The following is a 15,581-nucleotide window of genomic DNA, read 5'->3' as shown; positions in this document are numbered from 1 at the left end:
ATAAGCAATTATACTTCTAAATAATCCGGCTTAGAATCCATTCTTATTCTTAATTATAATCAACACAAATTAGTATTATTTGAAGATGTTTTTCACAAGTATAATATTAGAATCAAAATAATTTAATTAATATTATACTCCTAAAAAAATGATTTTCACATGAATGATTTAGAAATAGCAAAACAGATACAACTTAAACACATAAGTACTATTGCCGAAAAACTGGGATTAAACTCAGACGATATTGAAATGTATGGTAAGCATAAAGCTAAATTACCACATTCTGTTATTGATAAAGATAAGGCTAACAAAAGTAACTTAATTCTTGTTACTGCTATTTCTCCAACACCTGCAGGTGAAGGAAAAACGACAATGTCTATTGGGTTGTCTGAAGGATTAAATCAACTTGGAAAACAAACCACAGTGGTTTTAAGAGAACCATCATTAGGTCCAGTTTTCGGAATTAAAGGTGGAGCAACAGGAGGTGGTTATTCACAAGTACTTCCTATGGAAGATATTAACTTGCATTTTACAGGTGATTTTTCTGCTATTGAAAAAGCACATAATTTACTCTCTGCTGTTATTGACAATAATATTCAAAGCAAAACGAATTCATTAGGGATAGATGCCAGAACAGTTACCTGGAAAAGAGTAATGGATATGAACGACAGAGCCCTTCGACATATTGTTGTTGGCCTGGGAGGAACAACTTCTGGTGTACCAAGAGAAACAGGTTTTGATATCACAGCTGCATCAGAAATAATGGCAATCCTATGTCTTGCTGATGATTTAGAAAATCTAAAACAACGATTAGGAAACATCTTTATTGGCTATACTTTTGGTAAAAAACCAATCTATGCCAAGGATTTAAAAGTAGAAGGAGCCATGGCAGCACTTCTTAAAGATGCTGTTAAACCAAATCTGGTGCAAACTATAGAAGGTAATCCTGCAATTATTCATGGCGGCCCCTTTGCAAATATAGCACAAGGTACCAACTCTGTAATTGCTACGCGAATGGGAATGTCACTTTCTGATTACACCGTAACCGAGGCAGGTTTTGGTGCCGATTTAGGTGCAGAGAAATTTTTAGATATTAAATGTCAAAGCGCAGGAATATCACCAAAAGCAATTGTAATCACTACTACAATACGAGCATTAAAATATCATGGAGGAGCGGATTTAAAATCATTGACCGATCCTAATGTAGAAGCTTTGAAAAACGGAATACCAAATCTTGAAAAACACTTAGAAAATGTAAAGCAGTTTGGAATCACTCCTGTTATTGCTATTAATAGATTTGTATCAGACAGTGATGAAGAAATTGCAGCTATTCAAGAGTTTGCAAAAAACAATAACGTGAGAGTTGCTTTAGTCGAAGTTTGGGCCAAAGGAGGTAAAGGCGCTCTAGAACTTGCAAAACATGTTATAGAGATTGTAGAGTCGGGTGAATCAAACTTTACTCCTTTATACAATTGGGAAACAGATGTAACTACTAAGATCGAAACCATTGCTACAAAAATATATGGTGCAAATCGTGTTGATTATACTGCAAAAGCAAAAAAAAATCTAAAAACAATTGAAGCATTAGGACTAGAAAATCTTCCGGTTTGTATTGCCAAAACTCAAAAATCATTATCCGATAATCCGAAATTAATTGGTCGTCCTAAAAATTTCACAATAACGATTAGAGAAATAGAAATTGCTGCAGGTGCAGGATTCTTAGTGCCAATTACCGGAGATATGATGAGAATGCCTGGTCTTCCTGCACATCCGGCATCAGAAAACATCAATATTGATAATGATGGTAATATTACTGGGTTATTTTAGAAGTCAATAGTAATAAATACGCCCTTTTACATTATAGTTAATGTTTAACGTAATACAATTATTTCTATTAACTTTGTGTAAATAGCTCTTTATTAATTAATAGTTCGTTATGGCAATTAGAAATTATGAAGGCAAGAAATATGAAGTAGATTCAGTGAATAAAACATTAGATTCACTTACTATTGAAGAAGCATTGCAAATAAATATCAACGATAAACCTTTTACGGTGTCTATGAGGACTCCGGGAGAAGATATTAGCTTAATTCGTGGCATGCTTCATTCTGAAGATATCATTAAAAATAAAAATTTTCTTCCCGATATCGTTTTAAAAAAAGAAAATGATGATGGTATAGTAACTGTGGTAAATCTCACTATTCCTAAAGAAGAATTAGGTGATGGATATGCTAACAGTAGAAGTTTATTATCTGTCTCTTCTTGTGGTATTTGTGGCCGAACAGAACTTGGAGATTTATCCTTCCTAGGAAAAACTATTGATGATACCGAAATAATCGATGTTGATCTTATTCATCAATTATTTATAAAAATGAGTGCCTTACAACATAATTTCAATCAATCTGGTGGTGCACATGCAGCAGCAGCGTTTACTATTACCGGAGAATTGCTATGCTCGATGGAGGATATTGGTCGTCATAATGCCGTAGATAAAGTTATTGGTAAACTAATTTTGATGCGCAAATTGGATCAGGCAAAAATAATTACTGTAAGCGGACGTGTTTCTTATGAAATTGTTGTTAAATGTTTTAAAGCAAAAATTCCGTTTTTAGCAGCTGTTTCTGCTCCATCTTCTTTAGCAGTAGACTACTCTAAAGAACTAGGAATCACATTGTTAGCGTTTTGTCGTAATCATAGAGCAACCTGCTACTCTAATCCTCATCGAACCAAAACAAATAAAGGATTTCGAAACATCGATATAAAAGCAAGTTAAAAAAAATATATGTCAGATAATTTAAGTGAATTATTAGGTAGAAAAAAAGTAGATCAAAGCCTCTTCAATAAAATGGGAGAGCTGGCAAAACCTACAGGGGCTCCAAGTGATGAAGAATTAGCAATATTGGCTGATGATTTTTTAATTGGAAAAGCCAATGCATTCGGTACGGCCAGTTTTTATGACTTTTTGAAACCTGAAAACAAAGGCAAAAAAGTATATGTATGTAATGGAACCGCATGTGTTTGTGCCGGCACACAAGACACTGTAAATAAAACACTTAAAAATCATTTTAAAGAAGAAGAAATCGGACATATGACTTGCCTGGGAAGATGTCATGAAAATAACGCTTTTCATTATAACGGAAAAAATTACTCTGGTGATGCGCTTCAAAATCTTGATATTATTATTAACTCAAAAAATGAACTAAATCAAGATAGCTATAATGTGAAAGCTAGTGGAAAAGCAGTACTTACTGAGTCATTTACTACTATTGCTGATTTTTACAAACCGTTTATAGGTGCACTACAAAAGGATTCTGAAGAAATACTAGAAGAAATTAAAACTTCAAATGTTCGAGGTCGTGGTGGTGCTGGTTTCCCGATGGGGTTAAAGTTAGAGTTTTGCAGAAATGTAGAAAACACTACAAAATTCATCATTTGCAATGCAGATGAAGGAGATCCTGGAGCTTTTTCAGATCGATATTTACTAGAACACAGACCGCATTCGGTACTATTCGGAATGCTTATTTCTGGATATGTTACACATGCAAGTTATGGGATTGTATATATCCGTGCAGAATATCCAGAAGCGGTAAAAATTGTACAAGATGCTATTGATGATCTTCGAAATGAGGGATTGATAGGTAATAATATTAATGATAGTGGGTTTAGCTTTGATTTTAAAATTATACAAGCACAAGGATCATACATTTGCGGAGAAGAAACCGCTCTTATAAATTCAATAGAAGGACAACGACCAGAAGTTCGTGTTCGTCCACCGTATCCTGCTCAAAAAGGTCTATTTAATAAGCCAACCGTGGTCAATAATGTGGAAACATTGGCAGCCTTACATTATATCATTAGCAATGGAGGAAGTACCTGGAAACAAATCGGAACCGAGCGCTCTTCTGGAACAAAACTAGTATCTTTAGATAGCTTTTTTAACAAACCTGGTCTATATGAAGTAGAAATGGGAACACCTCTTTCTGTCGTTATTAATGATCTGGGAGGTGGATTTAAATCCGAAGTAAAGGCGCTTCAGATTGGTGGCCCTCTTGGTGGAGTGGTACCTGTTTCAAAAATTAATGATTTAACAATAGATTTTGAATCTTTTTCAAAAGAAGGTTTCTTACTGGGTCATGCATCTATTATTTGTATTCCTTCTAGCTTTCCAATGATGAAATTTATTGAACATTTATTTGATTTTGCTGCTTATGAAAGCTGTGGAAAATGCTTTCCTTGTAGGTTAGGAACGAAACGAGGACATGAACTTTCTACCAAAGCGCTACATGCTGGCCATAAAATAGATCAAAAACTGTTCACAGACCTTTTAACAACCCTCGAACAAGGGTCATTATGTGCACACGGAGGAGGTATTCCGTTACCTATCCGAAACACATTACATTATTTTGAAGATGAATTGAAAATGTACTTCAACTAAATATTTGATACCATGAAAACAGCATATATAGATAATCAGGCTTTTGAAATAGTTGAAGGAGAAACCATGCTCACCTTTATAAGGAGGTATAAGGAAAGAAATCTTGTTCCCACTTTATGCGACGCACCCAACTTAGATCCTTTTGGTTCTTGCCGTGTGTGTAGTGTAGAAGTAGCATTAGAAGAGAATGGAGCCGTTAAAACTATGGCTTCTTGTCATACTCCTGTAGTAGAAGGACAATATATATACACAAATTCTGAATCAGTAAAAGAATTACGAAAAAATATCGTTGAGCTGGTACTCACCGATCACCCTCTTGATTGCTTGACTTGTGAAGTAAATGGAAATTGTGAATTACAAACAGTTGCGGCTCAGGTAGGAATTAGAGAAGTACGATATCCCGAAGGAGATAATCACCTTTATAAAACAAAAGATTTAAGTCATCCATATATGACTTCAGATTTGTCTAAATGTATTAATTGTTATCGATGCGTACGTGCCTGCGATGAAGTACAAGGACAATTTGTATTGAGCATGTCTGGTCGTGGTTTTGATTCTTCAATTATCAAAGGGCTGGATCAATCTTTTATGGATTCTGATTGTGTAAGCTGTGGTGCTTGTTCTCAAGCATGTCCAACTTCTGCTATTTCAGATGTTTTTCAGTCAAAAGCTATTAAAGCAACCGATACAACAAGAACTATTTGTACCTATTGTGGTGTGGGATGTAACCTTGAAGTCGCTACGAGTAATGGAGAAATTTTAAGCATACAAGCTCCTTATGATGCCGAGGTAAATCAAGGGCATACTTGTCTAAAAGGTAGGTATGCATTTAAGTTCTATGATCACCCAGAGCGCTTAAACTCTCCTATGATCAAAAGAAATGGAACTTTTGAAAAGGTTAGCTGGGATGAAGTATATGACTATATAGCTTCAAAGTTAACTGCTTATAAAAATGAATTTGGGTCTGATTCTATGGCAGGGATTTCTTCTTCACGATGTACCAATGAGGAGAATTATTTAATGCAAAAATTCTTTAGAGCTGTAATCCAAACCAATAATATTGATGGTTGTGCACGGGTATGCCACTCTCCTACTGCCTTAGGGATGCAACGTACTTTTGGTACTGGTGCTGCTACAAATTCTATCGATGATTTAAAAGATACAAATTGTATTATGGTTATTGGGGCCAACCCAACCGATGCACACCCCGTTACAGGTGCTAAATTAAAGCAATTTGCCATGAAAAGTGACAATGTATCTATTGTTATTGATCCAAGACGTACCGAATTGGCTAAATATGCAACACATCACTTAGCATTACGACCAGGAACTAATGTAGCTGTTCTTAATATGATGATGTATTATATCATCACCGAAGGATTAGCAGACACTTCTTTTATCGAAAGCAGGACTGAAGGGTTCGAAGATTATAAAAAAGAAATTCTTGCTATAAATATAGACAAACTAGAAGCCGTTTCTGGTGTAGATCGTAACCAGGTGCGTGAAGCAGCTATTGCATATGCATCTGCTCCAAATGCTATGTCTTTTCATGGATTAGGGGTAACAGAACATTCTCAAGGAACATTTACTGTAATGCAAATTGCCGATTTGGCTTTACTTACAGGAAACATTGGTAGACGTGGTGTTGGTGTAAACCCTTTACGTGGTCAAAATAATGTTCAAGGTTCTGCAGATATGGGGGTACAGCCACATCAGGGAGCCGGATATCTGGATGTTACAAATGATCAGGTTAATAAAACATATAATGAATTTTACGGTGTTAATGTGCCTAAAAATATTGGGTATAAAATCCCAGAAATGTTTGATGCCGCTCTAAAAGGTAACCTCAAAGCTATTTGGATTATCGGAGAAGATGTAGTGCAAACCGATCCAAATACTCAAAAAGTTATTAGAGCACTTCAAGCTACAGACTTAGTAATTGTACAGGAATTATTCATGACAGAAACTGCAAAATATGCAGATGTTATATTACCAGGAGCATCGTTCTTAGAGAAAAGCGGAACCTTTACTAATGGAGAGCGACGTGTGCAAGCAGTACACAAAGTTGTTGATCCTATTGAAGGTTCTAAGCCTGATGGACAAATCATTGTAGATATCATGAATAAAATGGGATATGCACAACCAGATTATACACCTGATGGAATGCTGGAAGAAATATCTCAAATCGTTCCTTTCTTTGCCGGAATTAAATGGGATCGATTAGGTGAAAATGGATTGCAATGGCCAGTTGCCAAAGATGGCACAGACACCCAGATTCTTCATAAAACTGATTTTAAACGAGGAAAAGGGTACTTTGAATTTAATCCTTGGGAAGAAACCAAAGAATTAACTTCGCATGCCAAAGATTACCCGTATATTTTGACAACAAATAGAGAATTAGAGCACTATAATTGTGGTGCAATGACACGCAGAACATCAAATGAACAGATATTATCAGATGATTATTTGATGATTCATCCCGAGGATGCCCAGGAAAACTTGGTAAATGAAGGTGATTATGTTTGTCTGGAATCTCCCCGAGGAAAGGTAGATGTAAAAGCCAGAATTACAGACGAAGTAAAAAAGGGTGTTTTAAGTACTACTTTTCATTTTCCAGAAATTATGATTAATAATTTAACTGGGGACATTCATGATTCAGAGGCAATGTGTCCAGAATACAAGGTTGTCGCTGTGAGGATAAGAAAAAGTAAAGGTAAATTTAAACCTCAATTAAGTTAGTTAAGTGACTTTTAATTAACCAGATAATTTTGCCCCTATAAAGACAAGGGACTACTTAGTAGTAGTGTAAAATATTTTCAAATTGCCAGACAAGCCTTGTGTTTTGAGCTATACAGTATATAATATTTTGGTTTGTTTTTTCTGAACGTATACTTTCGCAATACCGGTCAAAAAATAATCGGGTTTTAGATGTACTATTGTAGTGTTCAAAAAGCAAATTATGTCTGAAAACATAAAAGATTCATATCAGCTTAGGATTTCTAAAGCTATTACTTTTATAGAAGATAACCTGAAGAATGTGCTTACACTAGATCGTATTGCACAGGAAGCGTGTTATTCTAAATATCATTTCATTCGTCTTTTTGCAGCAGTTACAGGAGAAACAGTAGTAAACTATGTAAGAAAACGAAGGGTATCTGAGTCTGCACATGAGTTAATTCTTACTCAACAACCTATTGTAGCTATTGCAGAACGTTATCAGTTTGATTCTCAACAAGCATATACACGAGCTTTTCAATCTGTTTTTAAGACAAGTCCTGGAAAATATCGAAAAAAAGGGCATCGATTTGTAGCTTTTGAACGGTATACTTTATCACCAACAGATATCAACAAATTACAAAACGATTTTGTTTCTATGGAGCCAAAAATTATTACGATTACAGACAGAAAATTAATAGGGATGCGAATAAAGACCTCTCTAGCAAATGATACAACTTCACAAATGTGGCAACAATTTATGCCCAGAAGATTTGAAATTAAAAACAATAAAAACACAGGGTATTATTCTGTACAGACTTTTGATGAAGACATCACTTTTGATACTTTTACAGAAGATGTGGTGTTCGAAAAATGGGCTGCCGTTGAAGTCACAGATTTTGATCATATTCCAGAAGGTATGACCTCTTATGTACTACCTGGTGGTAAATATGCTATATTCATTCACAAAGGCCCTGTAGATACTTTTAATAAGACAATGGATTATATACACGGAAAATGGCTTCCTAACTCTGGATATGAATTAGATCAAAGAAATCATTTTGCCATTATGGGAGATAAATATCATGGCCCGCATCATCCAAAATCTGAAGAAGAAATCTGGGTTCCCATTCAATAATACATATAAGCTGAAATTTTAATATGTGAATGAAGAGAGTGTTTATATTTTCTCGAGGAAAGGAAATACCTTATCTCTGTAACTAACACCTATAGGAATTTCTACAGTATCGATATCAATATCATTTGTTGTAAAAGCTGTTACTTTTTTTAGATTAATAATATAAGATCGGTGTGTTCTTAAGAATTCTTTATCTGCTAATTCGAGCTCTATATCACCGATTTTATACTTCGCCACAATACATTTCTTATTGGTATGTATTTTTATATAATCTTTTAGACTTTCAATGTATAAAATGGTATTTAAATGTATTTTGTGATGTTTATTACCTGATTTGATAACAATATAGGGATTTTCACTTGTTAACGCATTAGCAGGCGCTTCTGCGTCTCTCTGAATTCCATTTTTTATTCTGAAATAACGTTCTACCGCTTTAAAAAACCGATCAAAAGTTACAGGTTTCAAAATATAATCTACTATATCCAGATCATAGCCTTCTAATGCATAATCCCTATAAGCCGTTGTTAAGATAGTGCTAGGAGGATGTTTTATCGTTTTTAAAAGATCTATCCCTGTAACCGAAGGCATCTTTACATCCAAAAAAAGTAAATCAATGGTTTCATTATTAAGAATTTCAAATGCTTTTAATGCATTATTACAAGAAGCCACTACTTCTAAAGATTCTATTTGAGAAATATGCTTTTCTATAAGTCTTGTGGCTAAAGGTTCATCATCTACAATCAAACACCTTGTCTTTGTTGTACTTGTATTCATATTTCAATTTCTAGTGTTACAGTAAATACATCTTCTTTTTCATCTATATTAAGGACATAACCATGAGGATAAATCAAATCCAATTGTTGAGTGATATTATTAAGTCCTATAGATTCCTTAACTCCCTCTTGTATAGCATTTGCAATAGAATTAGCGACTACAAAGGTAAAAATAGTGTTTTGATAACGAATAGAGATATCAATTTTTGGAGATCCGCTGTCCTCTCCTGCTCCGTGCTTAAAGGCATTTTCTACTAATGGAAGTAATATAAGCGGGGCTATTTCAATATCCTTCTCTAATGATGTATTAAATGTTACTTGTAAACGATCATCATATCGTAGTTTTTCGAGAGCAATATAATTTTCTAAAAAAGAAATTTCGTTTGTAACTGAAACAAATTTAGTATTACATCTATATAGTACATAATCTAATATCTCTGATAACTTACTTATTGATTCTGGAGTTTTTGGAGAATTCTCCAAAGACAACATATAGATATTATTAAGTGTATTAAATAGAAAATGAGGGTGTAATTGGGTCTTAAGCATTTTTAACTCTGCTCCCACTTTCTCTTTTTCTAATAACAAATTTTGTTGTTTCACTTTAGAAATATCAACTATAAACCGAACTGCCAGGAAAATTAACGCAGCTATATAAATACTAGGAAAATAATGGGCCATTAAGAATTTTGGATCCAGAAAAATCTCTGCTATTGATTCTTGAGTAAATGGTGGTATTCTTACCAAAGGTTCTGCCACATGAACTATCAATACTCTACTTAATGCACTAAATATGTAGGCACTAAGGATAATTAGAACAGTAAAACTCACATATCTTTTTGTATAAATAAATTTGGGAACCAAAACGTATGCTAAAGAATAAGAAGCCAATACCTGAGGAATCATAATACAAATCTTATACACCAAAGAAGCTACCATTGTATGATTTTCTTCAAAATCATCTCTAACCATAAAAAATAATAAAACAACCAACCAAAATATAATATGAAAAGATAATTTTGACTGTTTGAAATCTTTTTTTATTTTTTTAAAATCCATAATCTAAATATGCTGTTATGTATGATTCTTTCTCAAAAAAGAAATTATTTATTTTATTCCAAAGTACTACTTTTTTGAGGAGATTCTTTACTATAGGTTTTACTGTTTTTTATATAGAAATTCGGCGGCAGATGCTCCCATTTTTCGATGATTATGACCAATATTAGGTATTATTTTCAATTCCCAATTAAAATCAAGATTCATTTTCTTCGCTTTTGTTTTTGCCTCATTAAAAAAGAAGTTTCCTCTTTCTAATCTATGTTTTCCTTGTTTATCAGCAGACACAGATCTCAACAACGTACCTCCCTTTTCGTGTTCATTATCTAATTCTCCAATACATAAAATTAATTTTTTTCTAAACGAAGATTTCAAATCTTGCTCTGTAAGTTTTGTGTTTTTTATTCCAAAAGGAAGTTCTGATTCAAAATCTGGCAACGTATAAAAACCAGAATTAGATGCTAAAATCCTGTTGGCTTTAGAATTTTGCTGAAAGATTGCCATACGATGTAAAATTTGACCACCTGCAGAATGCCCAAAAAGATCATATTGTGTTTGGGTTGCACCTAGAGCATCAACAACAAGATCAAATATCCTGTCGAAATCATTAAAAATCCATTTTTCGGGATTAGAATTTACTTTAAAAGTAAAGCCATCCTCTTTTAGTTTTACAATATTAGAGTTTTTTACATACTCTATATTATTCTTTAGATTCAAATCATACATCAATCCACACATATGATAAGCACCGAATCCAAATTCTTTTTCAGAATACATTGGTGAAAGAATAAGAATCCCATATTTTTCTGAAGCCGAAATCCAGGCATCTCTATAACTATCACCATTTCTTCCTGCTCCCGGAACAACAATCAAGATTTGTGATTCTGGTTGATAATTTTTTGGTTTATGATAAAACACTTTTATAGTCTTGTCTTTATTTTGATTTCCTCCATCAATAAGAAATTCTCCTGAGCCGTTTTGAATGTTGATTTCATTCAAAACCAGCTTTTTTTCTAGATCGCTTTTCTTTATGAGTTTCATTTTACAATGTGGGCAAATTCCCGGTTTAGAAAAAGTTAATTCATCACAGGATAACTCACAAGGTTTGCAGACATAGTCCTCTATTTGATTTTCAAAAGAAGTAAAAATTAGAACTATGATAAGTAGAAAAATTGGTTTGGTTTCCATCTATTTGTTCATTAAGTAATTATACATATTATTCTACTAAAGTTTAATATCTCGTTTAAGAGGTTATACTATAGTTTTTGTTATAATTAAAAAAGGTTAGTTTTCGCTTGTAAAAGAACCAGAAAATCTAAGTAATGGTAAACCCTGTGACGGTTTTACAAGTCCTGGACTCCTATAATACATGGTTTTTCCAGAAATAGTATTGTTATTAAAATCAATTATTGTATTTAAAATTCCATGAGGATGTATTAGTGCGTATTTATTTTTTATTTGTAAATAAATAAGAGGGTATATTTTCATGTTGCCTGTATTTGGTTCAATAATAAGCCTGTCATTTTCACCGTCAAGAATGAGAATGCCTTTTTTACCAATTTCTTTTCCTTTATTTCTGACTTTAAGAATAACTTCTGCTTTTCCTTTAGGTTGAGTAATTGGAGTGGATGGAGTCAAAAAAAGTAAAGCAATCATATGTGCAGTTTCTTCAATAGCCCATATTCTTTGGGCATTTGCCATGATAGAAATTGTAAGTTTTTCATCTGGAAAAATACTAATTACACTTCGAGTTCCTCCCATCGAGCCTGCATGTTCGTGAATTCGCCGTCCATCTATATCCCAATTTTCACGCCATCCTATCCCCACTCCTGTTTTTTTACCTGAACTTAGTTTTTGACTTTCAAACATTGTTTTAACAATACTTGGTTTTATAAATCCATTTATATAGGAATCGCCCATTTTGGTTAAATCAGTTGGAGTAGAAACCATTCCTCCTCCTGCCCATTTATAACTAGGGTCTTCTGGATTACTGATCTTTACTGGAAGTCCTTTATTTATTCCTTCTTTATAAAAATCATATAACTCTGTCATTTCAATAGATGGATTGGATCGAAAATCGGGCTGAGTTGCTTGCATAGATAAAGGTTTCAATACCTTATTATTTAGATAATCAAGAAAGTTTTGATTCGATGCTCCTTCAATTACCTTAGATAATAAAGTGTATCCATGTGTACTGTATTGATATTCTGAACCCGGTTCATGTAAAAGTTCTATATGGGCAAATACACCTAATGCTTCTTCTACAGATTTATAAAAACGTTGTTCAATTTTATCTTTATATGAGTAATGGGGAATACCTGCAATATGTCCAGCAAGTTGTCTTGTACTAAACGAATATTTTTTCTTTGGAAACATGGGTACATAGGAATATACAGGTTCATCCAAATCTATTTTTTTGTCTTGAATTAATTTGGCTAACGAAGTTGCAGCTATAACTTTAGATACTGATGCTGCTCTAAATTGAGTATTTGGTGTTACCCGTCTTTTTGTTTCCAGATTCGCATACCCAAATCCTTCAGCAAAAATAATTTTTCCTTTCTGACTTATTGCAATTGACATTCCTGGAGGTGTATTTGGTAAATCCATCAATTTTTCTATCATCGCTTTAGCAAGGTTTTTGGGTTGCTCAAAGGAATCTTGAGCATAAGTATTATTCCAAATTAAAAGCAAAAAACTTAAAACAATTAATCGTTTGTCAAACATATCATTACTATTTATTTTGATTATTCTATATACATATAAGGGTTTAAAAAATTCATTTAATTCCTTATTTCAGAAAATATATTTAAACAAAAATATGTCTTGTTATGAGTCTAAAGTACTGAAGTAGACCAATCCTTAAAAAAACCACCTGAATCAGGTAAAATAAAAGACGAATATATACTGAGTATATGTTTTTCATCATTTGACGATTTCTTGATAGTGTTTGTCGATAACTCAAAATCGGTATCAACAAAACAAGCACTTTTGGCAAGAATCAAAAAACGAATCAGAATGAAAAAAATAGCATTTATATGCTTGTTAAGTGGTTTTATGTCATTACAAGCCCAAATGTCAAAACAACTAACGCTTAGCGGTAAGATAATAGAAAAAGTATATAAACAACCCTTAGAATTTGCAACAATAACAATTATAAACGCTACAGATCAAAAAACTATCACTGGCGGAATCACCAATGCAGAAGGAAGCTTTGCGATAGAAGTTTCTCCTGGGAAATACCATATCAAAGTAGAATATATCTCTTTTAAATCCTATCACATAAATAATATAACCATCGATGCAGATCATACTCTTAATACTATAGAGCTCGAAGAAGATAATGAGCAATTGGCAGAAGTAACAATAGTATCAGAAAAAACTACTGTAGAGTATAAATTGGATAAAAAGGTATTTAATGTAGGAAAAGATCTTATTCATAAGGGAGGAACAATAAGTGATGTATTAGACAACGTACCTTCTGTAAGTGTAGATGCCGCTGGAGGTGTTAGCCTTAGAGGGAATCCAAGTGTTAGAATATTAATTAACGGCAAACCATCTGTACTTACTGCAAACAATGGGCTTGAACAAATCCCGGCAGAAAATATTGAAAAAGTAGAAGTGATTACGAATCCTTCAGCTAGATATGAATCTGAAGGTGCAGCAGGTATTATTAATATTATTCTTAAAAAGAATAAACGTTCTGGTTTTGGAGGTTCTTTACAGTTTACTTCAGGAATTCCTGCAAACCATAATGCTAATGTTAATCTAAACTATAAAACAGAAAAAATTAATGTATTCGCTAACCTAGGGTACAGATATGCTAATTTTTTTGGAGAAGAACAACAAACACAAACGACTCAAATAGGTCCTATAACTAATAGTGTAAATCTTAACGCAGACACCAAGAGAAATGACGACAATTACAATATTTATTTTGGTGGGGATTATTACATTAATGATAAAAATACACTTACAGCAAGCTTTTATCATAACAAATTAAAAAATACAGATGAAACCGATTTCATATACACCTATCTAAATACCAATAAAGAAACAGATAGTATACTATCTCGAAAAGAGGATTATAAAGAGCCTCAAAATTTTAATCAACTAGAGATCAATTATGTAAAGACATTTGATAAAAAGGGACAAAAATTCACAGCTAATGTTCAGTATGATTTTTGGAATGATGATGAAAATGAAATGATTACTCAACAACGTATTTTTCCAACTGAAGGAAATTTATCAAGAATAAGAACCCGAGACGTAGAAAGTAGTAAAGATTTGCTCATATTATCTGACTTCATATCGCCATTAACCGAAAAATCAAGATTAGAAACAGGTCTTAGGGCAGAAATCAGGAGAATTACCAGTGACTATACCGCATGGATAGACGATCAAATATTAGAAGGTTTTGACAATCGTTTGGACTATGACGAGCGTATTTATGGAGCATATATGCAATATGGTAACAATAGAAAAAAGTTTAATTACCTTCTTGGAGCTAGATTAGAACATTCTGATATTGGTATTAGTGATCGTGAAGCACTTTTTAGCAATACCAAAAAATACACAGATATATTTCCTACCACCCATCTTACCTATAATTTTACAGAAAGAACCAATCTTCAATTAAGTTATAGCAGAAGAATTAACAGGCCTAGATTTTGGCAATTAAATCCTTTTGGAGGACTTTCTGACCCCAGAGATCTCTTTGCAGGAAACCCTGATTTAAATCCTGCATATGCTAATATTCTTGAACTTGCACTATTAAAAAGGTGGACCAAAATAACACTCAACCCATCAATCTACTATCAATATCATACCGATTTCTTTCAATTTATTACCTCACCTACTGCTGAAGGTGGTTTTATAACAACACCAGTAAATTTATCTCGTGAAAAACGTCTTGGGTTTGAGTTGGCAACGACATACAACCCATTTAAATGGTGGCGTTTATCTGGTGAATTTAATTATTATACTTTTACACAAGAAGGAACTCATGAAAATATCAATTATGATACCGAAGATACAAAATGGTCTACACGAGTAAATTCTAGAATGAAGTTTTCAAAAGGGTTTTCTATACAAACAAATTTTACCTACCAAGGAAAAAGTAATAGCGGACAAAGGCTTATCAAATCACAGTATTGGGCAAATTTTGGGATTAGTAAAGACCTGTTTAAAGATAAAGTCTCTCTAACACTTAATGCAAATAATATTTTTGATTCGAGAATTGATAAATCTACAGTTACAGGACAAAACTACAATTTGGTTTCCTCTACTATTAGAAGTGGTAGAAGGGTTACTGCAACGCTCACATACCGATTTAATCGTAAAAAATCTGATCGTGACCGCTTACCAGATTAATCAATGTGTAGGTATTAAAATTTCGATAATAAAGGCTCATTACATTTTTGAATTCTAATGGGTCTTTATTATTATCTGTCATCATCAATAAATA

At 33.2% G+C, this 15,581-nt stretch carries 10 protein-coding genes; 6 read left to right on the top strand and 4 right to left on the bottom strand.

Annotated elements, in window-relative coordinates:
* The first annotated feature begins 159 nt into the window (after nt 1–159).
* The 5 genes from NNL09_RS18970 to NNL09_RS18950 all read left to right on the top strand — a co-directional run bounded on the left by NNL09_RS18970 (nt 160) and on the right by NNL09_RS18950 (nt 8,288).
* The gene (locus NNL09_RS18970; protein WP_196910272.1) at nt 160–1,827 is read left to right on the top strand and encodes a formate--tetrahydrofolate ligase; all 1,668 of its coding nucleotides are present in this window, start codon (nt 160–162) and stop codon (nt 1,825–1,827) included.
* Nucleotides 1,828–1,936: 109 nt separating this feature from the next.
* Nucleotides 1,937–2,773, top strand: a complete 837-nt coding sequence (fdhD, locus tag NNL09_RS18965) for a formate dehydrogenase accessory sulfurtransferase FdhD (protein ID WP_025663647.1) — start codon at nt 1,937–1,939, stop codon at nt 2,771–2,773.
* 9 nt (nt 2,774–2,782) lie between these two features.
* Entirely contained in the window at nt 2,783–4,435 is a 1,653-nt protein-coding gene (locus NNL09_RS18960) for an NADH-ubiquinone oxidoreductase-F iron-sulfur binding region domain-containing protein (RefSeq protein ID WP_025663646.1), read from the top strand.
* Nucleotides 4,436–4,447: 12 nt separating this feature from the next.
* On the top strand, nt 4,448–7,174 hold the full coding sequence (gene fdhF / locus NNL09_RS18955; RefSeq protein ID WP_196910273.1) for a formate dehydrogenase subunit alpha: 2,727 nt from the start codon (nt 4,448–4,450) through the stop codon (nt 7,172–7,174).
* 220 nt (nt 7,175–7,394) lie between these two features.
* Complete coding sequence (locus tag NNL09_RS18950; protein WP_196910274.1) at nt 7,395–8,288, top strand: GyrI-like domain-containing protein; 894 nt, start codon at nt 7,395–7,397, stop codon at nt 8,286–8,288.
* A 42-nt stretch (nt 8,289–8,330) separates the two neighbouring features.
* On the opposite strand, the gene NNL09_RS18945 is transcribed toward NNL09_RS18950, so the two are convergent.
* The 4 genes from NNL09_RS18945 to NNL09_RS18930 form a co-directional block, all read right to left on the bottom strand.
* Nucleotides 8,331–9,062 (bottom strand): LytTR family DNA-binding domain-containing protein, encoded by a 732-nt coding sequence (locus NNL09_RS18945; protein ID WP_025663643.1) that lies wholly within the window; start codon nt 9,060–9,062, stop codon nt 8,331–8,333.
* Complete coding sequence (locus tag NNL09_RS18940; RefSeq protein ID WP_231389116.1) at nt 9,059–10,120, bottom strand: sensor histidine kinase; 1,062 nt, start codon at nt 10,118–10,120, stop codon at nt 9,059–9,061. Before NNL09_RS18940 ends, NNL09_RS18945 begins: the two co-directional genes overlap by 4 nt.
* Before the next feature lie 99 nt (nt 10,121–10,219).
* Nucleotides 10,220–11,305, bottom strand: coding sequence for a hypothetical protein (locus tag NNL09_RS18935; RefSeq protein ID WP_196910275.1), 1,086 nt, complete (start codon nt 11,303–11,305; stop codon nt 10,220–10,222).
* A 96-nt stretch (nt 11,306–11,401) separates the two neighbouring features.
* On the bottom strand, nt 11,402–12,841 hold the full coding sequence (locus NNL09_RS18930; RefSeq protein ID WP_196910276.1) for a serine hydrolase: 1,440 nt from the start codon (nt 12,839–12,841) through the stop codon (nt 11,402–11,404).
* A gap of 291 nt (nt 12,842–13,132) precedes the next feature.
* On the opposite strand from NNL09_RS18930, the gene NNL09_RS18925 reads away from it, so the two are divergent.
* On the top strand, nt 13,133–15,487 hold the full coding sequence (locus tag NNL09_RS18925; protein WP_196910277.1) for an outer membrane beta-barrel family protein: 2,355 nt from the start codon (nt 13,133–13,135) through the stop codon (nt 15,485–15,487).
* Nucleotides 15,488–15,581: the final 94 nt, after the last annotated feature.

This window comes from Aquimarina sp. EL_43 (assembly GCF_943422735.1).
GTDB classification, from domain to species: domain Bacteria; phylum Bacteroidota; class Bacteroidia; order Flavobacteriales; family Flavobacteriaceae; genus Aquimarina; species Aquimarina megaterium.
The sequence above is the reverse complement of the archived record's forward strand: the minus strand, read 5'-3'. Positions and strand labels throughout refer to the sequence as shown.